This window comes from Caballeronia sp. LZ033 (genome assembly GCF_031451265.1).
In the GTDB taxonomy this organism is placed as follows: Bacteria; Pseudomonadota; Gammaproteobacteria; order Burkholderiales; family Burkholderiaceae; genus Caballeronia.
In genome coordinates, this window is sequence record NZ_JARUXQ010000001.1 from 1,700,172 (window position 1) to 1,725,968 (window position 25,797).

At 64.7% G+C, this 25,797-nt stretch carries 24 protein-coding genes; 14 read left to right on the forward strand and 10 right to left on the reverse strand.

The window, feature by feature from the left end; genetic code table 11:
• Positions 1 to 24: 24 nt before the first annotated feature.
• Positions 25 to 822, forward strand: a complete 798-nt coding sequence (locus QCE62_RS07960) for a 3',5'-cyclic-nucleotide phosphodiesterase (protein WP_309916324.1) — start codon at positions 25 to 27, stop codon at positions 820 to 822.
• Positions 823 to 837: 15 nt separating this feature from the next.
• On the opposite strand, the gene tehA is transcribed toward QCE62_RS07960, so the two are convergent.
• Together tehA and QCE62_RS07970 are read right to left on the reverse strand one after the other, a co-directional pair.
• On the reverse strand, positions 838 to 1,863 hold the full coding sequence (gene tehA / locus QCE62_RS07965) for a dicarboxylate transporter/tellurite-resistance protein TehA (protein ID WP_309916327.1): 1,026 nt from the start codon (positions 1,861 to 1,863) through the stop codon (positions 838 to 840).
• Between the two features lie 119 nt (positions 1,864 to 1,982).
• Positions 1,983 to 2,960, reverse strand: coding sequence for an alpha/beta hydrolase (locus tag QCE62_RS07970; protein ID WP_309916329.1), 978 nt, complete (start codon positions 2,958 to 2,960; stop codon positions 1,983 to 1,985).
• Between the two features lie 137 nt (positions 2,961 to 3,097).
• Here QCE62_RS07970 and QCE62_RS07975 point away from each other — a divergent pair, with 137 nt between their 5' ends.
• Entirely contained in the window at positions 3,098 to 3,424 is a 327-nt protein-coding gene (locus tag QCE62_RS07975; RefSeq protein WP_309916332.1) for a hypothetical protein, read from the forward strand.
• Positions 3,425 to 3,450: 26 nt separating this feature from the next.
• Here QCE62_RS07975 and QCE62_RS07980 read toward each other — a convergent pair whose 3' ends face one another.
• Entirely contained in the window at positions 3,451 to 4,929 is a 1,479-nt protein-coding gene (locus QCE62_RS07980; RefSeq protein WP_309916335.1) for an NCS1 family nucleobase:cation symporter-1, read from the reverse strand.
• Positions 4,930 to 5,148: 219 nt separating this feature from the next.
• Here QCE62_RS07980 and QCE62_RS07985 point away from each other — a divergent pair, with 219 nt between their 5' ends.
• From QCE62_RS07985 to QCE62_RS08005, 5 genes are all read left to right on the forward strand, one after another.
• Positions 5,149 to 5,319 carry a hypothetical protein gene (locus tag QCE62_RS07985; RefSeq protein WP_309916338.1) on the forward strand — a complete coding sequence of 57 codons (171 nt, stop codon included), beginning with the start codon at positions 5,149 to 5,151 and terminating at the stop codon, positions 5,317 to 5,319.
• A 78-nt stretch (positions 5,320 to 5,397) separates the two neighbouring features.
• A complete protein-coding gene (locus tag QCE62_RS07990) occupies positions 5,398 to 6,309 on the forward strand; it encodes a YihY/virulence factor BrkB family protein (protein ID WP_309916340.1) in 912 nt (303 codons plus the stop codon).
• A 44-nt stretch (positions 6,310 to 6,353) separates the two neighbouring features.
• A complete protein-coding gene (locus QCE62_RS07995) occupies positions 6,354 to 7,265 on the forward strand; it encodes a DMT family transporter (RefSeq protein ID WP_409017811.1) in 912 nt (303 codons plus the stop codon).
• 608 nt (positions 7,266 to 7,873) lie between these two features.
• Positions 7,874 to 8,650, forward strand: coding sequence for a hypothetical protein (locus tag QCE62_RS08000; protein WP_309916342.1), 777 nt, complete (start codon positions 7,874 to 7,876; stop codon positions 8,648 to 8,650).
• Between the two features lie 13 nt (positions 8,651 to 8,663).
• Positions 8,664 to 9,767, forward strand: a complete 1,104-nt coding sequence (locus QCE62_RS08005; RefSeq protein WP_309916345.1) for a GGDEF domain-containing protein — start codon at positions 8,664 to 8,666, stop codon at positions 9,765 to 9,767.
• A 16-nt stretch (positions 9,768 to 9,783) separates the two neighbouring features.
• On the opposite strand, the gene QCE62_RS08010 is transcribed toward QCE62_RS08005, so the two are convergent.
• Positions 9,784 to 10,695 (reverse strand): recombination-associated protein RdgC, encoded by a 912-nt coding sequence (locus QCE62_RS08010; protein WP_309916347.1) that lies wholly within the window; start codon positions 10,693 to 10,695, stop codon positions 9,784 to 9,786.
• 127 nt (positions 10,696 to 10,822) lie between these two features.
• Between QCE62_RS08010 and QCE62_RS08015 the strand changes: the two genes are divergently transcribed.
• Positions 10,823 to 11,689 carry a methyltransferase gene (locus QCE62_RS08015; RefSeq protein WP_309916349.1) on the forward strand — a complete coding sequence of 289 codons (867 nt, stop codon included), beginning with the start codon at positions 10,823 to 10,825 and terminating at the stop codon, positions 11,687 to 11,689.
• A gap of 110 nt (positions 11,690 to 11,799) precedes the next feature.
• On the forward strand, positions 11,800 to 12,120 hold the full coding sequence (locus tag QCE62_RS08020) for a hypothetical protein (protein ID WP_309916352.1): 321 nt from the start codon (positions 11,800 to 11,802) through the stop codon (positions 12,118 to 12,120).
• Between the two features lie 82 nt (positions 12,121 to 12,202).
• Here QCE62_RS08020 and QCE62_RS08025 read toward each other — a convergent pair whose 3' ends face one another.
• The gene (locus QCE62_RS08025; protein ID WP_309808395.1) at positions 12,203 to 12,358 is read right to left on the reverse strand and encodes a hypothetical protein; all 156 of its coding nucleotides are present in this window, start codon (positions 12,356 to 12,358) and stop codon (positions 12,203 to 12,205) included.
• 158 nt (positions 12,359 to 12,516) lie between these two features.
• On the opposite strand from QCE62_RS08025, the gene QCE62_RS08030 reads away from it, so the two are divergent.
• From QCE62_RS08030 to QCE62_RS08040, 3 genes are all read left to right on the forward strand, one after another.
• Positions 12,517 to 13,911, forward strand: coding sequence for a selenium-binding family protein (locus QCE62_RS08030; RefSeq protein ID WP_309916356.1), 1,395 nt, complete (start codon positions 12,517 to 12,519; stop codon positions 13,909 to 13,911).
• 19 nt (positions 13,912 to 13,930) lie between these two features.
• Entirely contained in the window at positions 13,931 to 14,554 is a 624-nt protein-coding gene (locus tag QCE62_RS08035; protein ID WP_309916360.1) for a hypothetical protein, read from the forward strand.
• 297 nt (positions 14,555 to 14,851) lie between these two features.
• Positions 14,852 to 15,460: a methyltransferase domain-containing protein gene (locus QCE62_RS08040; RefSeq protein ID WP_309808398.1), complete on the forward strand. Its 609-nt coding sequence runs from the start codon at positions 14,852 to 14,854 to the stop codon at positions 15,458 to 15,460.
• Between the two features lie 333 nt (positions 15,461 to 15,793).
• Here QCE62_RS08040 and QCE62_RS08045 read toward each other — a convergent pair whose 3' ends face one another.
• The 3 genes from QCE62_RS08045 to QCE62_RS08055 are packed head-to-tail and all read right to left on the reverse strand — an operon-like array spanning position 15,794 to position 21,740.
• Complete coding sequence (locus QCE62_RS08045) at positions 15,794 to 17,296, reverse strand: efflux transporter outer membrane subunit (RefSeq protein ID WP_404987354.1); 1,503 nt, start codon at positions 17,294 to 17,296, stop codon at positions 15,794 to 15,796.
• A 14-nt stretch (positions 17,297 to 17,310) separates the two neighbouring features.
• Complete coding sequence (locus QCE62_RS08050; RefSeq protein ID WP_309916365.1) at positions 17,311 to 18,525, reverse strand: efflux RND transporter periplasmic adaptor subunit; 1,215 nt, start codon at positions 18,523 to 18,525, stop codon at positions 17,311 to 17,313.
• Positions 18,526 to 18,527: 2 nt separating this feature from the next.
• Complete coding sequence (locus tag QCE62_RS08055; RefSeq protein WP_309916368.1) at positions 18,528 to 21,740, reverse strand: efflux RND transporter permease subunit; 3,213 nt, start codon at positions 21,738 to 21,740, stop codon at positions 18,528 to 18,530.
• Positions 21,741 to 22,310: 570 nt separating this feature from the next.
• Here QCE62_RS08055 and QCE62_RS08060 point away from each other — a divergent pair.
• Complete coding sequence (locus QCE62_RS08060; protein ID WP_309916370.1) at positions 22,311 to 22,613, forward strand: DUF4148 domain-containing protein; 303 nt, start codon at positions 22,311 to 22,313, stop codon at positions 22,611 to 22,613.
• 229 nt (positions 22,614 to 22,842) lie between these two features.
• Here QCE62_RS08060 and QCE62_RS08065 read toward each other — a convergent pair whose 3' ends face one another.
• Positions 22,843 to 23,961: a hypothetical protein gene (locus tag QCE62_RS08065; RefSeq protein ID WP_309916372.1), complete on the reverse strand. Its 1,119-nt coding sequence runs from the start codon at positions 23,959 to 23,961 to the stop codon at positions 22,843 to 22,845.
• 196 nt (positions 23,962 to 24,157) lie between these two features.
• Complete coding sequence (locus QCE62_RS08070; RefSeq protein ID WP_309916375.1) at positions 24,158 to 24,406, reverse strand: hypothetical protein; 249 nt, start codon at positions 24,404 to 24,406, stop codon at positions 24,158 to 24,160.
• Positions 24,407 to 24,667: 261 nt separating this feature from the next.
• On the opposite strand from QCE62_RS08070, the gene QCE62_RS08075 reads away from it, so the two are divergent.
• Complete coding sequence (locus QCE62_RS08075) at positions 24,668 to 25,711, forward strand: DUF2235 domain-containing protein (protein ID WP_309916376.1); 1,044 nt, start codon at positions 24,668 to 24,670, stop codon at positions 25,709 to 25,711.
• Positions 25,712 to 25,797 lie beyond the last annotated feature (86 nt).

Below are 25,797 nucleotides of genomic sequence, written 5' to 3' on the forward strand. Positions count from 1 at the left end.
TGCAGTCTTCAACTGGGCCGCATCATGAAAGTTCGGGTACTCGGCTGTAGCGGTGCGATCCATGGCGGCGGTGGCCATGGCTCCGGCCTTGATCCGGGCGGCACCACGGCGCTGCTCGTGGACGACGATCTGCTGATCGATGCGGGCACGGGCGTCGCCGTGTTGTCCGACGACGCCCTCGCAAGCATCGACCATGTGTTCCTCACGCATTCGCATCTGGATCACATCGCGTATCTGCCGCTGATGATCGATGCCGTCGGCGAAACGCGCACGGCGCCCGTCACCGTTCATGCGAACCGCGCGACCCTCGACATCCTGCACGCCCACATCTTCAACAATCTGATCTGGCCGGACTTCACGCGGATTCCCTCGGCGACAGCGCCTGCCGTGCGCTTCGAGGCGCTGGAAGCGGGCCGACAAGTGGTGCTCGACGGGCGCACCGTGACCGCGCTGCCCGCGTGCCATACGGTGCCGTCCACCGGCTTCGCGCTGACGGGCGCCGCCGCGAGTCTCGCCTTCAGCGGCGATACGACCACGCATCCCGCGTTCTGGTCCGCCGTGCGCGCGCTGCCGGGCTTGCGTTACGTGATCGTCGAGACGGCGTTTCCCGATGCGCAGATCGAACTGGCGCGCATCGCGCATCACTATTGCCCGAGCCTGCTCGCCGACGATCTGCGCGGCATTGGCCCTGGTTTTCAGGCCGAACTGCTGATTTCGCATCTGAAGCCACCGCACGGCGCGCAAATTCTCGATGAACTGCGCGCCGCGCTGCCGGACCTCGCATTGCGTGCGCTGCGCGCGGGCGAGGTGCTGGAACTGTGACGAGCATCGCCTCGTTCAATGCGGGAGAGCGGCGGCACGGTTGATGATCGGCTGGGCCGGGCTGCTGGCGTCAGCAGGCACGGGCAGCAGTTCGCCGCGCACGATGGCCCGCACCGTTCCCGCGATCAACAACCCGATCACCACGTTCGACAGCACGAAGATCACCGGCGTGAGCCATTCGAGCGGTCCGGCGGCGCCGCGTTCGAGCATGCGCAGCATGAGCGTCGGCAAGGCGGCGGCGCCGAAGCTCACGGCCCAGTAGGCGGGCGTGAAGCCGCGCTGACGAATCCAGGGAACCAGCCGGATCACCAGCAAGGCCTGATAGAGCCCATAACCAAGCAGCATCCAGGCGAACACATCGGGCACGCCGTGCGTGATCGCGAGATAGCTCACTCCGCCGACGACGGGCGGCGCGAGCTGGATCCCGAGACTCGGACGCAGCGCTTCCGGCAAGGGTTCATGCACGGCGGCGCGATGCAGCACGATGGATTCGATCGCGAGCCACGAGAACACGCCTGCGCCGAAGAACAGCGCGCCGAGTTGCGTGAAGCCGAGACTCGCGGCAGCCGTGCCGGCGACGAAGCTCGGCGCGACGGTCGGCAGGTAGATGGCCGGCGTGCTCAGTTCGGGCTTGCGGCCGCCTTGCCAGAATCGTCCGTGCAGCCAGACCCCGAGCGAAAGCTGCCCGATCACGCCCAGCGTGAAGAGCGCGATGGCGAGATCGCGCGAATAAACCTGCACGGCTTGCGCGGCAAGCAGCACGGACACCGGCACGAGCGCCGCGAACGAGGACTGCACCGGATGTTGCAGCTCGGCGAGCGCCGCCGCGCGCGCGACGCGCCAGGTGCGGGCGTAGGCAATCAGGACCACGAGCAGGACGGCGAGCGCGGCGGCCGTGAGGAATGCCGGGATGACATCGGGAATCGTCCAGACGCGCGCGGCCGCGCGCCACGCGCCGGCGAAGGCCAGCGCGCCGACCGGAATGCCGAAGAACGCCACCGGCATCGGCGCGGGCTGGGGTGTTGCGCGGTTGCTGTTCATTGCTCTTCTCCTGAAAGTCGATGGAGAGAGCTTAGGCGCGCCACGCTCCGGGTTGAATGTCGCGGAGGATCGTTGGTCTGCTCGAGCGTCTCAATTCGCTCCGCCCGGTCCCGCACCCGTCACCGTCCGACGAACGCATCCACATGCCGCGCCAGTTCCAGCGGATACTGGAACATCAGCGCGTGCCCCGCATCCGCCACGACGTCCAGCCGCGCACGCGGAATCATCTGCTCGAGCGCCCGGCCATTGGCGTCGGGCAGCACCGCGTCGTCCGCGCCCTCGATGATCAGCGTGCGCACCGGCGAGCGCCGCAACGCCGCAGCGGCGGCGTGATCGGCGAACCAGCCCTGCATCGCCCGGTCCTGCTGCGTCGCGACCATGTCCGGCACCGGCCGGCCCTTGTACCCCGGCGGCGCGAACATGTCGCCGACGAAGCAGCGCGACGCATCCGCCACCGCATCGGCGGGAAACAGCACGCCCATGATGCGCGCGAAGGCGTCCTTGCCCCCGCCCGACAGGACCGAGAGCACCTCGGGCGGCGTCGGCACCGCGTCGGGCCCGGGCGGCGCGGTGGCAATCAATGTGAGCGATGCGACCTTGTCGCGTGCATCGAGCGCGAGCTGCTGCGCGATCATGCCGCCCATCGACCAGCCGACCACATCGACCTGCGACAGCTTCAGGCCCGCGATGACATCGGCGGCATCGGCGGCCATGTCGCGGATGGAATAGTCCGAGCTGTAGCGTCCATCGACGATCGTCGAGCCGCCGATGCCGCGGTTGTCAAAGACGATCACGTCGCGATGCTTCGCCAGTTCGCCGAGCAAATACGCGTTCCATTCGCCGAGCGTCGCGCGATAGCCGGTAATCAGCAGAAGCGGCCTGCCGTGTCCGAACCGCGCATAGCCGATCGGCCCGTTGCGGCCCTGCACCGCGTTCAGTTTCGCCACGGGCGGCTGGTCGGGACGCGCGCTGTGCAGCCCGCACAACTGGTCCGGCCCGAACGAGACATTTTCCGCGGACGCGGACGGCGCGAACGCCGCGCAAGCGGCAATGACCAGGCACGACGACAGGACACGGGCGAGCGGCACGTCTTTCATCCAATGCTCCAGGGAGTGAATCAAGGGCTCACGCGCGCCGGCGATCGAACAAAAAGCCGACGCACGTCGTGACAGCGGGGAATAATAGGCGGCGGATCACGCGCCTTCAACAAGAGCTTAAAACCGGAGTTCCAACGATGATGACCCGACTCGTCCACTCGTGCCTTCTTCCCGCTGCCGCCGCGCTGCTGCTCGCCGCGTGCAGCACGCCGGTCGAATTCTCGGCGACGGCCAGCCCGCCGCCCTGGAACGACAGCGGCGACGCCGACTTCACCGGCATGGACAGCGCGATGTCCGCCTGCAAGGCCGCCGCGAAGCAGGCCGGCGCGGGCCGCTGCACGCAGATCCGCGCCTATGAGGCGTGCATGAAGACGAAGAGCTATATCACCGTGCTCGGTCCGGAGAACCCGCCGAACTGCGGCCAGCCCGACTGGGAGCAGGACGTGCGCAAATGGATCAAGTGAGGCCGGTCAGGTGCGCTCAGGTGCGCTCAGGTGCGATGGGCGAGGCGCATGAACAGCACATAGAGCAGCGCGCCCGCCGCCGCGCCGATCAGCCAGCCGAGATTGTTGGGCGGCAGGAGCTTGAGCATCTGCGTCGAGAGCTCCCAGCCGACCGACACGATCCCTGACAACACCAGCGCCGCCAGCCCGACCTTGTTCCAGCCGCCGTCATAGTGGAAGCGTCCGCCGGGCTGCATCGTGTAGAGATCGGCGGTCTGCACCTGCTGGCGCTTGATGAGGTAATAGTCGGACATCATGACGCCGTACATCGGCGCGAGCACCGCGCCGAACACCGACACGAAAATGGTGATGGCCTTGGGGCTGTCGACGAAGATCCACGGACACACCATCACCGCGAGCACCGACGCGATCAGCCCGCCCTTCTTGAAGTCCACGTGCTTCGGAAACAGATTGGCGATGTCGTAGGCCGGCGAAACGAAGTTGGCGACGATGTTGATGCCCATCGTCGCGATGATGAAGGTGATGCTGCCGATCGCGACCCACACCTTGTTCTCGATGCGCGAGACGATCTCGACCGGGTCCATGATCATCGTGCCGAAGACCTTCTCACTGCCCGCGGTGACGATCACCGTGATGATCGCGAACGCGACGAAGTTGAACGGCAGGCCCAGGAAGTTGCCGACCTTCATCTGCCGCTCGCTCTTGGCGAAGCGCGAGAAGTCGCCGAAGTTCAGCAGCAGCGCCGCGAAGTAGCTCACCACGAGCAAGGTGGCGTTGATCATCGCGTGGAGTTGTTCGTCGCCGGACAGGACCTTGCCCGACAACGTGAGATTGAGACTGCCGAGACCGGCGTGATAGAGGATCCAGCCCATCAGCACGAACATCACGACGTACACCGCCGGCCCGCAGAAATCGATGAACTTGCGGATGATCTCCATGCCGCGCTGGAAGATGATGAGCTGCAGGAGCCACATGAAGAGGAAGCTCACCCAGCCGAGCATGTCGAGCCTGAGAAAGCTGGTGTCGCGCCACGCGGCCACCGACGGCACGAACAACAGCAGCAGCGTGGCCACGGCCTTCGATGCAAAGTAGGTCTGCACGCCATACCACACTATTCCTACCACGCCGCGAATCAGCGCCGCGAGATTCGCGCCCATTACGCCCATCGAGACGCGGGCCATCACCGGGAACGGTATGCCGTGCACGAGGCTCGGCTTGCCGACCCAGTTCATCAGCACATACACGACCAGGATGCCGATGGTCAGCGCGAGCAGCACTTGCCAGCCGGAGATGCCGAGCAGGAACAGGCTTGCGGCAAACGTATAGCCGCCGACGCTGTGCACATCCGACATCCACATCGCGAAGATGCTGTAGCCGTTCCAGGTGCGCTTCGAGCGCGGCACGGGCGCGAGATCGTGGTTGTAGAGCCGCTCGTCGGCGTCGACGATCTCGGTGTCGGCGCCAGGCAGCGCGGCATGGGCGGAGCGTGCAGGGGTGGCTGACATGGCGTCCTCCTGGACCGATACGGAAGCGGACTGTCGAACTGCCCGGAGCATGAATCGGGGCACAAATCGGGGCACGGCTCAAGGGCAAGAGTAGTTCATCCACTGGCGAAGGTGAACCGGACATCGACAGTGCTTACTGCGGCTTTCACCGCGTTAAAGTCCGATCGTGCCCTTGCCGTTATGCACACCATGAGAAAAAGACGCCTCCCCTCCCGCGACATGAACAACGCCTTCTCCGCCGCCGCCGAAGCGCTGGCGCTGTTCTGCCGCCTGCGTAATATCGACGCCACCGAACTGCCCGCCGAAGACGTCGATACCCTCCTCGATCTCGCTTTCGAAGAAGCCGCGCAACTGGCCGCGGCACGCAGCGAGGCACGCCGGACTAGCTGACAGCGATCGAGCCTTCGCGACAGGCGTGGAACTTGCTCGTTGGCAAGGGATGCGCAGTGCGCGCCGCGCGGAGGTGGCATGTCCCGGATTCTCGGCCCGGTACTGGGCCCGCAAGTACGTAGTGTCGCGCGTCATCCGTTCGGTTTCGCGCTGCGCACGCTGAAGGCCTTCCGCGCGAACCAGGGCGTATTGCTGGCAGGCGCGGTGGCGTATTACGCGCTGCTCTCCATCGTCCCGCTGCTGATCCTGATCGTCATCGTGCTGTCGCGTTTCGTCGGACAGCAGGAATTGCTCGACACCCTCGCTCATCTGCTCGAATGGCTCGTGCCGGGACAGGCGCGCGCGATCGTGCGCGAGCTGGCCAATTTCCTCGCGCATCGCGCGGTGCTCGGCTGGGTGCTGCTCGTCACGATGATCTTCTTCAGCTCCCTCGCCTTCACCGTGCTGGAGAACGCGATGTCGGTGATCTTCGTGCATCGCGTCGCGATCCGGCGCCGCCATTTCCTGCTCTCCGCCTTGCTGCCTTATTGCTACATCCTGTTCCTGGGCGTCGGCATGCTGATCGTCACCTTCGTCTCCAACGGACTCCAGGCGATGGGCAGCAACTCCATCGACCTGCTCGGCATCGAGGTGTCGCTCAAGGGCGTGTCGCGGCTGCTGCTCTATCTGCTCGGCTTCGCGGGCGAGGTCTTCGTGCTCACGTCGATCTATCTCGTGATGCCGGTCGGACGCCCTTCGCTGCGGCTCGCGCTGCTCGGCAGCGTCGTCGCGGCCGTGCTGTGGGAAATCACGCGGCACGTGCTCGTGTGGTACTTCGCGACGCTCTCGCAGGTCAGCGTGGTGTATGGCTCGCTGACGACGTCGATCGTCGTGCTGTTCAGCCTCGAAGCACTGGCGACACTGTTGCTGTTCGGCGCGCAGGTCATCTCCGAGTTCGAGCGCTTCGGCCACGACGCCGATACGCCGCCGCGAGGCTTCACCACGGATTGAGCATGCGTGCGCTACAGTGAAGCGCCCCGTCCTCCGTGCCGCCGATGTCCAAGCCCCGTTCCGATGCCGCCTCCCGCGCGGGCTCGTCACGCTCGCCACCGAACGCGCGCGTGGCCGTTTTGACGTGCAGCGCGATGCTCGCCTTCGCCGGCAACTCGCTGCTGTGCCGGCTCGCGCTGAAGGGCACGCAGATCGACGCGGCCACCTTCACGCTGGTGCGCATCGCTTCGGCGGCGCTGTTGCTCGCGGCGATCCTGATGGCGCGCGGCCGTGACCGGCACGCCGAAGCGGCGCGCGCCGGCAGTTGGATGTCCGCGCTCGCGCTGATCGTCTATGCCGCGATGTTTTCCTATGCGTATGTGCGGCTCCCGGCCGGCACCGGCGCGTTGCTGCTTTTCGGCGCCGTGCAGGCGACGATGATCGGCTATGGCCTCGCGACAGGAGACCGGCTCGCACCCGCACAATGGCTCGGGCTGTCGCTCGCGCTCGCCGGGCTCGTCTGGCTCGTGCTGCCGGGACTGACGGCGCCAGACCCGCCGTCGTCGGCGCTCATGATCGCGGCGGGCGTCGGCTGGGGCGTGTACTCTCTGCGCGGGCGCGGCCTCGCCGATCCGGTCGCGGCCACCGCCGGCAACTTCCTGCGCGCGCTGCCGTTCGCGGCGGCGGTTTTCATCGCAGCGCTCGCGCTCCAGCAGGCCCGCTTCGACGCCGCCGGCTTCGGTTACGCCGCGGCCTCCGGTGCGCTGACCTCCGGCCTTGGCTATGTCGTCTGGTATGCAGCGCTCAAAGGCCTCAAGCCCGCGACGGCCGCGACCGTGCAACTGAGCGTACCGGTCATCACGGCGGTCGGCGGCGTGCTGCTGCTCGGCGAAACGCTCGGAGCCCGGCTCGTGACGAGTTCGATTGCCATACTCGGCGGCATCGCACTTGTCGTGATGACCCGACGAAACACCTGAAAGCTCATCGTTACGGTCATCCCGAATGATGAAACTTCGGGAATCCATGTGAACTTTTAACAATTCCGGGCCACGAATGCCCATGCGTCTCGTGAAGCCCGCGAGCCGCACGATTCGTATGTGCGCCAGCTCACATACGCCCGGCGTGGTCCTCTGAAGAATGACGTATGCGGAGCACTCCATTTTTGGGGCTGGAACGAAGCCTGCTATGTAGATTGGCTGGAGATATTTCGTTGTCGTGTCGCGCGATGCGGGACGCCCTGAGCAAAGGGCTTGCCAGACGGTGTCAGATCCACCGGCCCCGATCGAGCGAGATACATTCCGCCGTTTTGTTCGACTGTCCGATGCCGCCAGATCCATGGCGAGACCGGACGGCAGTTGTATTGATCGGCTTATTGATCCGCTAAACGAGCGCCGGCCGGAGCGGCCGGCCCGGCGATGCCGCGTTCCGCGCATGAGTCATCTGCGCTGAACCGGGCGATGGCAGCACCGTTCCTGCTTCGGCTGATTCCGGTGCGAGTGCCCGTCGTCCCGTGCGGATGCCTGACCGGGCGTGCGCGCTGCCATGGCGCCCGCCGTCTGACCCATACGTTCTGGAGAGTGCTGACATGCCTCACCATGCTGAGCTACCCCCCGAGGAGCGTTTCGAGGCCCATCCCGGCCCGGCGAACGATCCGAGCGTCATCAACCTGTCTCCGCCCAAGCCCGACTTCGGCGATGAACCCTCGCCCGTGCGCGCGCCCTTGCGCTTCGGGCGGCTCGCGCTGTGGATGGCGTCCGCGAGTGCCCTCGGCATCGGCGTGCTGGGAACCGTGGGCTACGGCATGTGGTTCAACCACGACCAGCGCGTCTACGCGGAAGCGATGGCGAGCGCGCGCAAGACGCTCGGCATCGAGCAGCCGGTGATCGCCGCGCAAACGCAGTCGGCGGGTGTCGTGGAGGCAACCGGAACCGCGCCCGCCGTGTATGTGGGCAACACGAGCGGCGATGCATCGGCGAACGTGACCGCGACGCCGCTCGACACGGCCTCGCCGTCCACGGATGCGCCGACGACCCTCGCTGCCGCCACCGCCGACGACCCTGCACAGGATGCAGCCGGCACCACGGAACTCGCGACGGCCACCGCGCTTGCCGCGACGCCCCGAAGCACCGCGCCCGCACAAATCGCCGCGGCGACGCGCCGCGCCAACGGCGCCGCGGTCCAGCAAACGGCCCAGACCAGCAGTCGCGCGCCGCAGGCCAATCAGGCCAGCGCGGCGCGCCGGCACAGCGCGCACGCCAAGCCCGAGGGCGGACTGTTTGCGCGCGTCGGCGCGTTCTTTCATCGAGTGAGCTATCGACACAATGTTCCGACCCGTCAGCGAGAGGAGTATTCCCGTCCCTGATGAGACCCTTGCGATGCGTTCCCGGCGCGTACTCGAATACGCGTTCCGGCGGGCGCGCGCGCGGGGGCCGGCGCCGCTCGCAGGCGCCGCGCTGCTATGTCTTCTGATGGGTCTGCTGTTCCTGGCTTTCCAGGTGCGCGCGATCTTCTCCACACAGCTTCAGCAGGAATATGTGGGGCTCGTGCTCGAGGCAGTCGAGCGCGCCGGCGCGGCCCGCGCCACCGCCTTGTCCCTGCAGGATTCGCCCGCCAGCGATCCGCAGCACCGCACCGCCTATCGCGAAGCGCGCCTCGAACTTGCCGCGCGGCTGGCGGCGCTGCATGCGCTCATCTCATCGAGTCCGGAGCCGGCGCCGGCGCTGCCCGCCTCCGTGCTGGCGCCGTCGGCGGCGCTCGGCGAAGCGAGCAGCGCGCTCGATTCCACCTACGCGTACTGGCGCACCGAGCGCGACCGCACGAGCGCCGACGTGCGCGCACGCATCCTGAGCGTGTCACATACGCTGATCGCGCTTTCGGCCATCGTGTTTGGCGTGCTGATTACCGCGCTCGGGATGTATGCCAAGCGCAACCGGCAACTGGTCGGCCTCTCGAACGAGTTCGAGCAGGCTTCGCTGCACGATCCGATGACTGGCCTGCCGAACCGCCGCAAGCTGTTTGCCGCGCTGGAGGAAGCAGCCAGCGAGCGCGCGGACGGCAACGGACGCATCGCGGTGCTGTATATCGATCTCGACGGCTTCAAGCGAGTCAACGACACGCGCGGCCACCGTATCGGCGATGAATTCCTGATCGCGGTATCGCGCCGCTTTCGCCAGGCGGTGCGCGGCAGCGACCTGGTCGCGCGCATTGGCGGCGACGAGTTCGCGCTGCTGGTGCAGTCGTTTTCGAGCGACAGCGAACTGGCCGCCATCGCACAGCGCATCATCGCCTGCGTACACGAGACCGATGCGCAGATGGGCCTGTCGATCGTGCGCGCGAGCATCGGCATCGCCAGCTATCCGGACCGCGTCGACGACTACTGGCGCCTCGTCGCCGCCGCCGACGACACCATGTACACCGTCAAGCGCAACGGCAAGAACGGTTACGCGTTTGCTTCGGCTTCGGCATCAGCTTCGGCGTGAAGCCGAAGCGAAAGCATCAGGCCGCCGCGCGCAAGTCCTCTTCGCCGCCGAGCGCCTCGGTGATGGCCGAGAGCATGCGCGCGAGTTCGCCCGTCATCAGGATGAAGTCGGACTCGAAGCGCTCGTCGTCGTTGGCGGCGGTGGGATCGGCGGCTTCCTTGATGACATCGAGCGCGCTCACGCGCTTGAGCGTCAGCGACGGTGTCAGCACGAACGACACGCGGTCATCCCACGTCATGGCCAGCCGCATGCACTGCTTGCCCGCCTCGATGTGACGGCGCATGTCTTCCGTTTCGAGCGCATGCCCGACGTAACGGACCGTCGCGTTGCCTTCGCCGGTCGAGCGCAGTTCGGTGTCGCGATCGAGCGTGAAGCCGCCGGGCGCGTCGCCCGACAGGAGCCACTCGGTCATCGCGGATACCGGTGAACGCGCTGTGCGCACGCTCGCAAGGGGCAGATCGGTCACCGACTTGACCAGCAGACCGATGATGTCGTCGCACACCGTGGCGGAGGCCGAATCGATCGCGAGCCAGCCGTTGACCGGATCGATCCACACACGCGTATCGCGGCGAATGCTGAAGGCACGCGGCAGCAGTTCGTCGGTGACCTGCTCCTTCAGTTCCTTCATTTGCTTGCGGCCGGGCCTGAAGCCCTGCTGCTCTTCGAGTTCGGCCGCGCGTTCCTTGACGAACTGCGTGACGACCGACGACGGCAACAACTTCTTTTCCGCGCGATACACGATGAGCATCTGGCGGTTCGTCGCATGGACGAGTTCGCCGTCGCCGCGCGGCGCGACCCAGCCGCGCCGTTCGTTCTCGATGCTCGACGCCGCGCTGAACGCGAGCGGCGCGAGCCATTGCTGCAGTTGTTGCGGCGTGACGGACCAGTGAGCGGGAAGACGATGAAGCTGGAGGTTCTTGAACCACATGGCGCGGAATATCGATGAGGGCGATTGCGGGCAACCGGGGGCGACATTCTATACGACGTCTCCGGCACGCAGCAGGCTCGGACGGAAACGCGTATGGTGTCCCCTTCCCTGTCACGCTTTCGATCCCATGGATACTGTCCGTCTGCACCGTGCGCGCGCCGTCGCGCTTGCCGCTGTCTTCTCCGCGCTCGTGCTGGGCGGATGCGCTGCATCGTCATCCAGTGCGCCTGCCTCTTCGCAGGACGCGGCCACGACCTCGCTCGATGCCGCGATCGCCGGCCCGCAACGCAGCGACAAGGCGCGTGCGCGCGATGTGTACCGGCATCCGAAGGAGACGTTGCAATTCTTCGATCTCGCGCCGACGCAGGCGGTGCTGGAGATCGCGCCGGGCGGCGGATGGTACACGGACATACTCGCGCCGTATCTCCACGATGCGGGGCAGTTGTATGAGGCGCAGTATCTCAGCACGTCCGCGGATCTCGCCGCCGAGGACAGCGAAACCGATGCCGCCTACCTTCGCAAGCTCGCCGCCACACCCGCGCTCTATGGCAACGTGAAGGTGGGCACGCTGCACGCGGGACGGTTCATCGGCTTCGACGCGCATGAACGGTTCGCACGCGTGCTCACGTTCCGCAACATCCATAACTGGATCAAGGACGGGCAGGTCGATGCGAATTTCAAGGCCTTCTACGATGCTCTCCAGCATGGCGGCGAACTGGGCGTCGAGGAACACCGCGCGCGACCGGGAACGAGCGTGCAGCGGATGATCGATACGGGCTATGTGACCGAGGCGTTCGTGATCGAACATGCGACAGCCGCCGGCTTTGTGCTCGCCGGACGCAGCGAGGTCAATGCGAATCCACGCGACACGAAGGACTATCCGCACGGCGTATGGTCGTTGCCGCCGACCTTCAAAGGGGGCGATGCCGACCGCGCGCGTTATGCCGGAATCGGCGAATCGGACCGGATGACGCTCAAGTTCGTGAAGCCGTAGCCGAGCCCGCTCATGCGTTTTAAACCGTGCGAAGGACGTGGGCGGCACGACCGGCGTTACACTAGGGACGCCTGAAAACCGATGACAGGCTGAGCGTGCAAGGAGCGATCATGAGTGACTTCGACGGCAACCGCACCTTTCGCGGACTACCGCTGACGCCCGAGCAGGACGCCGAGATCCGGCACTACATCAAGAAGCGAAAGCAGCGCGGCGAAACGTGGGAAACACCCGAACTGGAGGCGATGCTGCAGGACATGCTGGAGCCGCCTCCCGACGACGACATCTTCGCCGACGAGGAAACCGAAGAGGAAACGCGCGGGGTGGCAGAACGCGCATCGGCATTCATCGACGAGGGCATGGACCCGATCGAGAACAGCGAGGAATGGCATGCCGCCATGGAAGCCGAGGCGATGAAGGGGCCGCGCCGCTGATCGGCGTTTCACACGAACAGTTCACTTCATTCATGCACACGGCGCCGAGTCATGCCGGCGCGTTGCATGCTGCACTGCGCGCTCAATGCCTGTGCAACCAGTCGCGCTGCGGATGCGAATCCAGCCAGCGCGGCCGCGGCGTATGGATATGCGGATGCCGGCGATTCATCACGAGCACTGCCGCGATGCACAACAACAGAAGCACACCCGCCATCACGCTGATCATCGGTTCGGTCATCGCAATCTCCTGTCGATCAAGGGGCGATATCTGGCATTCTAGGCCGCGCTGCGCTTGACGGTCCGACTTCTTCACGCACAAGGCCCGCGTGGCCGGGAGCACGCAAAGCGCTTGTGTCCTATAGTGCTTGGCAGGCGAACCGACGACTGGAGACACACATGGCGACATGGAAACCGGATCCGAGCTTCTACCCTTCCCCGCGTCTTGCAGCGAAGGCGCCGCGCGAGACGCTCGCGTACGTGGCGACCTTCGATCCCGAGCGCCGCGCACCCGACAAGATCGCCGTGGTGGATGTCGATCCGGATTCGCCGGACTATACGAAGATCGTCGGCGAAATCGCCATGCCCGATACCGGCGACGAGCTGCATCATTTCGGCTGGAACGCGTGCTCGTCCTGTCTCTGTCCCAACGCGCCGCATCCCCATATGGAGCGGCGCTATCTGGTGGTGCCGGGGCTGCGGTCATCGCGCATCCATATCATCGATACGAAGCCGGATCCGAAGAAGCCCGTCATCGTGAAGACGATCGAGCCCGCGGAGCTCGCCGAAAAAACCGGTTATACGCGGCCGCACACGGTGCATTGCGGGCCGGGTGGAATCTATATCACGGCGCTCGGCAATGCCCAGGGCCAGGCGCCCGGCGGCGTGCTGATGCTCGACCAGCAGAGCTTCGATCCGCTCGGCCGCTGGGAAGTGGAGCGCGGTCCGCAGCAGCTTGCCTACGACGGCTGGTGGCATCTCGGCTACGACACCATGGTCACGAGCGAATGGGGCACGCCGGACACCTTCGAGAACGGCCTCGTGCCCGATTTGCTGCTGGGCGCGAAGTACGGCCGCAAGCTGCATTTCTGGGACTTCACGAAGCGCAAGCATATTCAGGAGATCGATTTTGGGGACGAGTATCAGCTCGTCTTCGAACTGCGTCCCGCGCACGATCCGACCAAGGCCTACGGCTTCGTCAATTGCGTGATCAGTCTGAAGGATCTGTCCTCGTCGATCTGGACCTGGTACCGCGACAAGGACAAGTGGGCGGTCAGGAAAATCATCGAGATTCCCGCCGAGCCCGCCGACGCCAACCAGCTTCCGCCCTTGCTGAAGGGCTTCAATGCGGTGCCGCCGCTTGTTTCGGACATCGATCTGTCGATGGACGACCGCTTCCTTTACGTCTCCTGCTGGGGCACCGGCGACATGCTGCAATACGACGTGTCCGATCCGTTCGCGCCGAAGCTGACGGGCAAGGTGCGCATCGGCGGCGTGGTGTCCCGCGCGACCCATCCGGGCGCGGCCAACGGCGCGCTGAACGGCGGCCCGCAGATGGTCGAGGTGAGCCGCGACGGCCGTCGCGTGTACTTCACGAACTCGCTGTATGGCGCGGTGGATGCGCAGTTCTATCCCGAAGGCATCGACGGCTGGATGGTCAAGCTCGATGCCGGCGCGGATGGCGGACTGTCGGTCGACGAGAAGTTCTTCATCGATTGGCCGAAGGGGCACCGGCCGCATCAGATCCGGCTGCAAGGCGGCGATTGTTCGTCGGACTCGTTCTGCTACCCCTGACACGCCGCGAGCCGCCCGCATGGATTCTGCCTCGCCCGGGCTGCTTCTCACGGCCGCAAGCCTCGGTGCCTTCCACGGGCTCAATCCCGCGATGGGATGGCTCTTCGCCGTCGCGCTCGGCCTCTATGCGAGAAGCCGGCGGGTCGCGCTGGTGTCACTCGTGCCGATTGCGCTCGGGCATGCCGCCTCGGTCGCGCTGGTGCTGGCGGGCGCGCTCACGCTCGGCATGGCAGTGGGCCACGACGTGCTCGCGCGCGGCTGCGGTGCGGTGCTCATCGGCTGGGGCGTGTGGCGGGCCTGGCGCGGGCATCGCGGCAGACCGACGGTCGGCATGCGCACCGGGCTCGCCGGGCTCGCGCTCTGGTCGTTCGTGATGTCGAGCGCGCACGGCGCCGGGCTGATGCTCGTGCCCGCGCTGCTGCCGCTTTGCACCGGCAGGATCTCCGATCGCGCCTACGAAGCGGGCGCGATCGCACTGATGGTGCACACGGGCGCGATGCTTGCCGTGATCGCGCTGATCTCGATGATCGCGATGTCCGTGCAGGCGCGCGGCGGCCTGGGCTTTTTGCGCAGCGGCTGGATCAACATCGATTGGCTCTGGAGTGTGGCGCTCATCGCATGCGGCGCGTGGCTCTTCCTGTAGTCTCCACGTTTTGAAAGCGCCTTGATGCAGGGTGCGATGCGACCGCGCCGGCCGACTCGACGGCATGGCGGCAGGCGGCTTGAGTTCGGCGGGCAACGGCTATCGTGGCCGATTGCGCGGGACAGCGACTCCCGGCACTATCGCCCGGAACGAACAGTGAATATCGCGGCGCGCCACCGGAGCATCAGGCCGATAAAACCACGTGGGGAGTTTTTGATGCGCGAGATTTCATACGAAGAACAAACCGTCAATTCAGGCAATCCGCTCGCTCGTTTCGCCCATCGCACGAGAATGTCGATGGCGATCAATTTGGTCAGCGAACTGTGCCCTGAGCGCGGTACCGTCGCGGATTTTGGCGCGGGACCGGGGCTGTTTCTGCACGCACTCGGTGAAACTCGTCCTGACGTGACGCTCATCGGTCATGACATGTTCATGGCGCCGGCGTTTCCGGAGATCAAGTACGCGGAGTCGCTCAAGTCGGTGGCGGCGAACAGCGTGGACGTGCTGACCGCATTCGAGGTCTGCGAACATCTCTACGATCACGAGCTCGATGCCCTGCTCGACGACGCCTCGCGGATTCTCAAGCCGAACGGTGCATTCGTCATCTCGGTGCCGATCATGTATGGACTCGCGATCGGACCGAAAGTCTCGAACTGGATGATCCGCAGCCGCTCGTTGCAGTCCGAGTATTCTCCGGCTGAGTTCTTCAAGGCGATGGTCGGGATTCGCGTGAGCCGGCCCGAGAATCCGCGCACGACGCACAAGGGCTTCGACTTCCGCGAATTGCGCGATGTCGTCAGCAAGCGCTTCCGGATCGATGCGACTCAGCTCAGTCCGCTGCCCATCGCGCCGTGGTGGATGAGCTCGCAGTTCTTCATGACCTGCAGGCCGAAGGGCAAGAACTGAGAGACTGTGCGCGGGCGAGCTGCGTGGTCGCGCTAACGTAGGGATCGGAAGTGAGGAAGCGCCGGGTCTTTGAGATCATCAGGGGTCCGGCGTTTTGCGTTTTGAATGCTTGATGCTGAATGCCAGGCGGTATTTTGCATGCATCGTGCGGCATGCATCACAAGGAGTTCAGAGCGCGGCATGCAGAGCGCGGAAAGCAAAGAGCCGAGTGCAGCGGATCCAGCTTGACGACCCGTCGCCGTTCCTCTCATCGCGTTGCATCGTTGCCGCCCAATGGCATTTTGCCTTTTGCATGCATGATTCCATCCGGCCGAACGCATGCAAAATGCCGTATCACTCGCGCCGCGATAACTCGTCCGTGCCCGGCAGATCGGCGGCGCTCCAGCCGCCGCCAAGCGCCTTGATCAGCGCGACGCTCGCCGACATCCTGCGCCGCTCGATGCGCACCGCCGCCCGCTGATCCGACAACACGATCGCCTGCGTCACCACCACGCTCAGATACGTGATCGCGCCGTTCTCATAGCGATTTCCAACCTTCGCAAGCGCGCGTTGCGCGGCGTCGACGGCATCGCGTTGCGCGGCGCTCTCGCGGCGCAAGACGTCAAGCGCGTTGAGGTTGTCTTCGACCTGACCGAAGGCCGAGAGCACCGTCTGCCGATAATCCGCGACGCTCTCGTCATAAGCGGCGCGCGCAGCATCGCGCGCCGCGGCGCGGCCGCCGAAATCGAGCACGGTAAATGCGAGTTGCGGCCCGAGCGACCAGAAACGGCTCGGCGCCTCGATCCACGAACTGAAGTGAGTGGCTTCCAGTCCGCCCGTCGCGGCGAGCAACAGGTTCGGAAAGAACGCCGCCGTGGCCACGCCAACGCGCGCATTCGCGTCCGCGACACGCCGCTCTGCCGCCGCAATATCCGGCCGGCGTTCCAGCAAGGCAGAGGGCACGCTGAGCGGCAGCGCGTTCAGCGCAGCCGATGGCCGAGGCGCATGCCCTTCGTTGAGCGGATCGACGTCGAGCGCAAAACTCGAAGGCGGCTCGCCGACGAGAATGGCGATAGCGTTGACGAGGCTCGCGCGCGTCGTCTCCAGGTCGATCAACTGCGCCTGCGTCGAACGAAGCTGTTCCTCCGCCTGCGCCACGTCGGACTCGGCCGCGACGCCGCCGGCGAAACGGTCGCGCGTCAAGGCCAGCGCCTTGTCGTAGGCCTGCAGCGTCGCCTGCAAGAGCCGCTCTTCCTCCACCGTGCCGCGCAGATCGAAATAGTTGGTGGCGAGCTCGGCCTGCATCGACAGGATGGCGCCCTGGAGGTCTGCCGCGCTCGCTTGCGCCTCGGCCCGGCCGCCTTCGACGGCGCGCGAGATGCGCCCCCACAGATCAGGCTCCCAGGAGATCTGGGCATCGACGAGATAGTCCGGCACCGTCACGCCCGCGCTCGACTTGTACAGCACGTTGGACGACGCACGCGACTGATTGAATGCCGCATTCGTGGTGACCGTCGGGAAGTAGGCCGAGCGGGTCTGCGCCACGGCGGCACGCGCCCTGCGATAGCGCGCCGCCGCCGCGGCCACGGTCTGGTTCGCTCCCGCGACGCGTTCTTCGAGCGCGTTCAACTGCGGATCGCCATAGACTTCCCACCATGCCGCACGCGGCGTGGTGTCGGCGGGCCGGGCGGGTTTCCAGTCCTGCGCGGCCGTTGCCGATGCCGGAACGTCCGACGCAATCTGCGTTTTGTATGCAACCGGCATCGCGACGTCCGGACGGACATAGTCGGGACCCGCTGCGCACCCTGACAGCACCGCCGCTGCGAGCCATGCGATCGGCCTGCCTCGCCGAAGAATGAATGCAGCCCGCGTCACGACTCGCTTCCTTCCGGTTTCGCCGCGCCCCCGCGCGGTCCCTGCGGCGCGCCGCCATGCGTGCGGCCGATGCGCACCGCAGTCCCGTCGATGATCGAATCTGGCGGATTCACGATCACGCGTTCATCGCCCTTCAGTCCCGACGCAATGGCTACCCGCGTGCCGTAGTCCGTACCGAGCGTGACCGGCAACAGCTTGACGCGATCGTTGGCATCGACACTCGCGGCATGCACGCCATCGGGACGGAACAGCAACGCATTGCCCGGCAGCGTGTACGAAGGCGTCGCGCTCGTCAGCTTGAAACGCACCTGCGCATAGGCGCCCGCAAGCAGTTCGCCGGTCGGGTTCTTGACATCGACTTCGACGCGCATCGTGCGTGCAACCGGATCGACGGCGCCGGCCGTCCGCACAGTCACGCCTTCGAACTTGCGGTTGCGATCTTCGTTGAGCAGCAGCTCGGCGGGCAGGCCCACCGTGACCATGCGCGCATAGGCTTGCGGCACATCGACGAACACCCGCAGCGCCGACGCATCCTGAATGTGGAACAGCTCTCGTCCGGCCGCACCGCTGCCCGCATCGATCAGCTGCCCGACATCCGTGTTGCGCGCGGTCACTACGCCATCGAAAGGCGCATAGATCTTCTGGAACGACACAAGCTGTTCGAGCCGCGACACGTTGGCTTGCGCGGCATTGAACGCGGCTTCCTTGGCGAGCATGTCGCCGTTCTTCTCATCCGTCTCCTGGCGCGATACCGAGTTGTTCTTGAGCATCTGCGTCCAGCGCTCGGCCGTGGTCTTCGAGAGCAGATAGTTGGCCCGTGCGGTCTGCGCATCGGCGCGCGCCTGGCGCAACTGGTCGTTGATCTCGGGTGCATCGATCTCGGCGAGCAACTGCCCCTTCTTCACCCGGGTGCCGATGTCCACGGTCCAGCGCTTCAGATAGCCGTTGGTGCGCGCGAAGATTGGAGCGTCGGAGAACGCGCGGATATCGCCTGCCAGCACCAGGTCCTGCGAGGCCTTCATGCGCGCCGGCTTGATCACCTCGACCGTCTGCACGCTGTGCTCGCTCGCATCGCGCTCCAGCTCCGCATGCGCAGCATGGCGCGAAACGATGCCCTGCGCGACGAGCGCGACGACCACCACGAGCGCGGCCACGAGCCACCAGCGCCCGCGCTTCGGCTTGTCGGATCGTTGCGACACCTGCTCTTCCATGCTCACTCCGCCTGCGGATCGTTGGTTTCAATGCCCGGCGCGCGCGCCGCCGCGCCCGGTCCCTTGCCGCGCGCTTCCATGCGCTGATAGATCATCGAGAACACGACCGGCACGAAGAACAGCGTGGCGACGGTGCCCACCATCAACCCGCCGATCACCGCGCGTCCAAGCGGCGCATTCTGCTCGCCGCCCTCGCCGAGTCCGATCGCCATCGGCACCATGCCGATCATCATCGCGGCGGCCGTCATCAGCACCGGACGAAAGCGCGTATAGCCTGCTTCCAGCGCCGAGCGCAACGCATCGCCATGCTCAGCGAGCGCGCCGCGCGCGAAGCTCACCACGAGGATGCTGTTGGCCGTCGCGATGCCGATGCACATGATCGCGCCCGTCAACGCGGGAATGGAGAGCGTCGTGTGCGTGAGGAACAGCATCCACACGATGCCCGCCAGCGCGCCCGGCAAGGCCGTGATGATGATGAACGGATCAAGCCATGACTGGAAGTTCACGACGATCAGCAGATAGACCAGCACGACCGCGAGGATGAGCCCGAACGCGAGACCCGAGAATGAGCTGTTCATGGTTTCGACCTGCCCGCGCATTTCGATCGACGAGCCCTTGGGCAACTCGCCGCGCGCGTCGTCGAGGATGCGCTGCACGTCATCCGATACTGCGCCGAGGTCGCGCCGCTCGGTGGTTGCATAGAGATTGATGGTGGTCTGCGCGTTGTAGTGATACACGACGGCATCGCGCGCGCCCCGCGACAGCGAGGCAAGCGCGCCGAGAATATTGGTCTTGCCGCTCGCCGACGTGACCGGTATGTTCGCGACCGACTGCAGCGAATTCATGTCGTACTGCGGCGCCGTCGTGATGACCTGATAGCTCACGCCGTTGACGGGATTGAGCCAGAACGTGGGCGTCGTCTGCTGGCTGCCCGAGAGCGTGATGAGCAGGTTGTTGGCGACATCGCGTTGCGTGAAGCCGGCTTGAAGGGCCTTCGTGCGGTCCACTTCGACATTGATCGACGGCAGGTCGGAAGGCTGCTGGATGCGCGCATCGACGAGCCCCGGCACGCGGCGGATCTTCTCCAGCAAGCGGTTCGCGAGCGCGCGATTGGCATGCACGTCACGCCCGGTGATCGCGATATCGATCGGCGCGGGGACGCCGAAGTTGAGGATCTGGCTCACGATATCGGCGGGCAGGAACGAGAACGCCACGCCTGGAAACTCCTGCGGCAGGCGCTTGCGCAGTTCGCGGATATAGCCTTCGGTCGGCGCGTGATCCTCGTTGAGGCTGATGAGCACGTCGGAATCCGCGGAGCTGATGGTGCCCGTGTTGCTGTACGAGAGATTGATGCCCGATACCGGCAGGCCCATGTTGTCGATGATCGAACGGAGCTCGCCGCGTGGAATCAGTTGCCGGATACGGGCATCGACACGATCGGTCAGCGCCGCGGTTTCCTCGATACGCGTGCCGGTCTTCGTGCGCATGTGCAGCGCGATCACGCCGGAATCGACGGACGGGAAGAAGTCGCGCCCGAGGAACGGCGCAAGCCCGAGCGACAGCAGACAGCACAGCAGGAACAATGAAGCGAAGCGTCCGGGATGTGCGAGTTGCGCTTCGAGAAAACGTCGATAACGGCCGCGCACTGCCTCGAAGCGGCGCTCGAAGCCGAGATGAATGCGCACGAAGGGATTGCGTGAGCCCTTCATCGATTCGACATCGCCGCCCATGTGTTCATGATGACGCAGCAGATACTTGGCCAGCGTCGGGATCAACGTGCGCGAGAAAAAGTACGAAGCCAGCATTGCGAAGACGACGGCTTCGGCCATTGGCACGAAGAGATAATGCGCGACGCCCGTCAGCAGGAACATCGGAATGAAGACGATGCAGATGGAGAGGGTCGAGACGAGCGTCGGCACGGCGATCTGCTGCGCGCCATCGAGAATGGCTTCTTCCAGCGCCTTGCCCTGTTCAAGGTTCTGGCTGATGTTCTCGATGGCGACAGTCGCATCGTCGACGAGAATGCCGACTGCGAGCGCCAATCCGCCCAGCGTCATGATGTTGATGGTCTGGCCGATCGCGGATAGCGCGACGATCGACGTCAGCATCGACAGCGGAATAGAGATCGCGATGATCAGCGTGGCGCGCCAGCTGCCGAGGAAAAGCAGCACCATCAGCGCGGTGAGTCCCGCCGCGATCACCGCTTCGCGCAACACGCCCGACACCGACGCGCGCACGAACAGCGACTGGTCCGCGACCGGTTCGATCTTCAGCGATTCAGGCACCATGCCCCGCAAGGTCGGCAGCAGGTTCTTCACCCGCGCGACGATATCCAGTGTCGATGCATTGCCGCTCTTGTTGATCGTGAGGAGCGATGCGCGCGTACCGTCCACGCGCACGATGTTGGTCTGCGGCTGAAAACCGTCGCGCACGTGCGCCACGTCGCGGATATAGATCGTGCCGGCCGGTCCCGTGCGGATGGGGATGTCGTTGAGGCCTTCGATCGAACCCGGACTCGCATTCAGCCCGACCGAATATTCCATCGATCCTATCTTCGTGGTGCCGGTCGGCAGGATCAGGTTCTGCGCGCTGATGGCATTGACGACGTCGGTCGGCGCGAGGTTCTTCGCCTGCAGCTTGTTCGAATCGATATCGACCATGATCTGGCGCTGCTTGCCGCCATAGGGCAACGGCACGGATGCGCCCTGCACCGTCGCGAGCTGCGTCTTCAGGAAGCTGTTGCCGAAGTCGTAGAGCTGCTGCTCGGTGAGTTCGGACGACGACAGCGCGAGCCGCAGGATCGGCACCGTGGAAGCGTTGAAGCGCAGGATGTTCGGTGGCGTGATGCCCGGCGGCAGCGAGCGCAACTGGGTTTGCGAGAGCGCGGTGATCTCGGCGATGGCTTCATCGACGTTCGCACCCGGCTGGAAGTAGATGCGGATGACCGCGATGCCGGGCAAGGATTCCGACTCGATATGCTCGATGTCGTTCACGGCCACCGACAGCCCGCGCTCGTAATTCAGCGTGATGCGGCGTTCCATCTGATCGGGCGGCAGACCCGTATAGGACCAGATGACACTGACGACCGGAATGTCGATGTTGGGAAAGATATCGGTCGGCGTGCGCAGGATGACGAGCGGACCGATGATCAGCAGAAGCAGCGACAGGACGATGAAGGTGTACGGGCGCTTGAGCGCGAGTCTGACGATCCACATCGAAGTTCCGCTTGCCCCGTTTGGTGTTCGTTATTCGAATCGTTGGATTGCCCGACATGACCGGGCAAGAACATTCGCTACGATGACACAATTGAAGCTTACAAAACAATTTGCGCAAACGCTTGCGAGGGTTTATGCGGAAGGTTTTCTGCTGACGAATGAGCGATTGCGCCGTTCATGGCGGCGTGGCCCTGTTGTTTGATGGCGATTGGCTTGCCGGCTTTGTGCGCTACGGCGATCTATGCCGACGAACGCGGGCGTCGCAAGTCTAGCGGGACACCGACCGGCGATTAAGCACCGCTTTGAAGAATAATCTTTACACGTCATGCAACAGAGCATTATTCAAGCTTGCAGCCAAGGAGTTCTTTAGCCTTCCAACGCCGTTCCCGTAGGGCGCCGCGGTAAAACTTTGCATGGCGCACAAGCTCTTCATTGCGATTATTCCCGTCTCGGCAAAGATCAATCAACAGATAAGAGAATGATCTTCGTCAGGCCCGTCTTTAAACTCCGTTCCAAGCTGCTTGAGAAGAACGGCAGCATCATCAGACATCCGAATCGGAGTTACCTATCATGAAGACGCTCGTTTCCGCCCTTGCTGTTGCTGCCGCCCTCGCTGTTCCCGCCCTGTCGTTTGCCCAGCAAGCCGATGCGCCCCTTTCGCGCGCCCAGGTCCGTGCCGAGCTGGCCCAGTTGCAGCAAGCTGGCTACAACCCGAACATCAGCGATCCGTCGTACCCGCAAAACATTCAGGCTGCCGAAGCTCGCGTGAGCACGCAGACGAGCGATTACGGTTCGGTGGCGGCAGGGTCGTCGCAGTCGGGTCGTACAGCCGGCGCACAGCCGCGCGCACTTGGCGCGTATTTCGGTCAGTAATAGCGTCGACGGGCGGTCCGATCATCCGGAATCGCCCTCCTCCGTCCAATCCACATGGCGGCAAGCGCAAAGAGCGACATCTTTCGATGTCGCTCTTTTATTTTGCATGCGTGATGCAAAATGCCCATCTGCATTAATGATGCTGCATGCAAAACGCAAACGCGTGCGATCACGTTTTGCTGCATTCGCGCTCATGCGGCAAGCCGTGCTTCGATACGCGCGGTATCCATCAATTCGCGGGAATAGTCACCACCGGCGACTTCGAGGTGTCCGTCACCTCCGCGAGCGCCATCAGGTTCTGCACCACCGTGAACGCGTATTTCGAATCGAAGTCGCCGCGGTCAATCCAATAAGAAGACTCGTCGTAGAGCACGCTCACATACGCATCCTTCGGCGGCTTCTCTCCCGTCTTCACCACGATGGTCGGCCGCGTTTCACCGCCGATCAGCCCGATCGTCGGCATGGTCGCGCCATTGCCTACCTGCTCGTTCGGCACGGCGATCTGCGCGCCGAGATCGGTCAGGATGCCGAGCACCGAGCGCGTGACCATCGGAATCCGGTCGTGATCCGCTGATTGCCCGTAGACGATCTCGTAGGTCTTCATCTTCGGCGACAGATGCAGGAGCTTGCGCACGAGCGCCAAGTCGTCGGTGACCTGCTTGCTGTCGCCGCTTCGCGTCGCACCGAGCGTGATGAACACGCCGCTCTTGTCCGCATCGTTGATCCGGCTGGTGCCCTTGGCCGTCTTGTCGTCCTTGCCGTTGTCCGTATTGCGCGACTCGACGTTCAACTCACCCGCCAGTTGCAGACGGCGCAGCGCCTGGAGCAACAGGAAGAATTGCGGCGAGCCCGACGAATTCGGCCCGCCCAGCGCCGTGCCGTTCTGCAAACCCGCAATCGACTGCGCGGTGATGCGCAGCAGCAGGTCGATCGGAATCCCGCTTTCCGCGAGCGGCATGACGAGCGTCGGCGACAGCGGCCGGATATACGCGCTTGCGTAGGCATCGCCGGTGGTCGGCGTGAACGTGAAAGTGGGATGGTTCGAGTAGGACACGCTGCCGGTCGCCTGCGCGTAGTTCGGCTGGGCGCCGGAGCCGGCGTTCAGGATCGCGCCGCCGGTGGCATCGAAGGTATATGCCGCGATGATGCTGCTCACTGTGAGAAACGAAGGCGCATCGGCGAAGCGCAATCCGACAATCGCTGCAAGAATTTCACGTTTTTTTGCGTCGCCGAGCGCGCGAGCGTAGTCGACCTGATCGGCCTTGAGGCGGCCCGGTCCGATGCCCGCGCAACCTGCTGCGAGTACGGAAGCGGAGAGAATGGCGATCGATAGCGCTTTCCTTGTCATGGGTCTCAATGAAGGTGAAAGGGAGGATCGACGGCGTACCGCCGCGGAGCACCCGGGCGGCGGCCGCAAATTTCATACCTTTACCTGCAAATAAAAAGTGGAACGCGTTGCAAAAAAAAAGCGTGCGAACGCGGTCCGGCGCGTTGCACGCCGGTTTTCCGGCAAGCCTGGCGGCCTGCCTCCGATCATCGATCGCTCATGCGTCCGGAGCGGGAAGCGCCTGATCCGCCGACGGTGTTTGCAACGGACCTGGAGTTTGCGCACGGTCCTGACGCACCGGCGTCCGGCCAATATTGCGCGCCGCTTCCCGATGCTCCGCGACGAGCGCATCGAGGCGGTCCTGTGCGAGTCGCGGTCCGTCATCGCGCGCGAATGCGGATGCGCCCGGTATCGCCAGCATGACCGATGCAACAATCAGCGCCGCGCCGAAAGGCTTGCTTTTCATGATTCACCCCGCAGGAGCGCGGCCTTTCATCCGGCCGCAGGCTCAGGATCGCACAAGGCCGCGCAGCGCGCGCGGCATCCCTGCCATGCAGCGCGCAGACATGCCACGCTTATCCGCCAAAATGCAGTGCTTCGGTGCATGAAGCCCGCTTTACATGCTTCGCGTGCTTGCACATGGCGCCGCCGTTTCCTATTCCTTACATCGGGGCGTCGAATTGTCATACCGGCGCCATCGAGTCAGGATCACTGGAGATCTGCGTTCATGAACCTCGCCATCTTCTTCGACGGCACGTGGAACGAACCCAACGATCGCACCAACGCCTATCTGCTCTACAAGCTCGCGCCGGAAACCGATCAGCAGGAAACCTTCTACGTGCCGGGCGTCGGCACGCAGGGCAAGGGCCTGTTTGCGCTCGCCGACAAATTTCTGGGCGGCGCCTTCGGCGACGGCCTCAGCCAGAACATCAAGAGCGGCTACGCATGGCTGTGTCAGCGTTACCGGCCCGAGGCGAAGATCTATATCCTCGGCTTCAGCCGCGGCGCCTATTCCGCGCGCAGCCTGGCGGGACTCATCCGCAAATGCGGCCTCACCAACGGCTGGGACGCAGACTCGATCGATCAGGCCTACGGCATCTATCGCGATCGCGATGTCGGGGCGTCGGCTGAATCGGTCGTCGCCTTCCGCAAGCAGTTTTCGCGCGAGGTGGATGTCGAGTTCATCGGTGTGTGGGATACCGTCGGCGAACTCGGCATCCCGCTGGACGGCCTGCCGGTCCCGGGTTTCTCGAGTTACTACCGGTTCCACGACACCACGCTTTCGAACAGCACGAAGGCGGCTTATCACGCGATCGCAGCGAACGAATTCCGCTCGCTCTATAAGCCGACCTTGTGGACCCCCGGCGAGGAAGCGCGTGGTGACTTGCCGCTCGAACAGCGCTGGTTTGCGGGCGCGCATGCGAATGTCGGCGGCGGCTATCTCAGTCCGCCACGCTCGCCCGCGGATCTGCTGCCGCTGATTCCGGCCGAATGGCTGCGCCAGAAAGCCGCCGCGCGCGGTCTTGCCATCGACGGTCCCATCCAGATTCCGCCGCTCGCCTACGATTCACAGCCCATCGATTCGTACACCGAGTTCACCGCGCACCACCCGTTCCTCAAGGCAGTCTGCAAGGAGGAGCCGCGCACCGCCGGTCAGGCGCTGAACGAAACGATCGATCCGAGTCTCGTCGCGCGGCTGAAGGATCCGGGCTTTCTCAGCGCGTATCCGGGGTTCGTCACGCAACTGAAGGCGCTTACTGTCGGCACATGAACGCGTTATACCCCATGTGCAATGCGTAAGTCGATACGCACGCCATGCGCCGATAGTTGCAATCGCAATCATCTGCGCGCCTGGCC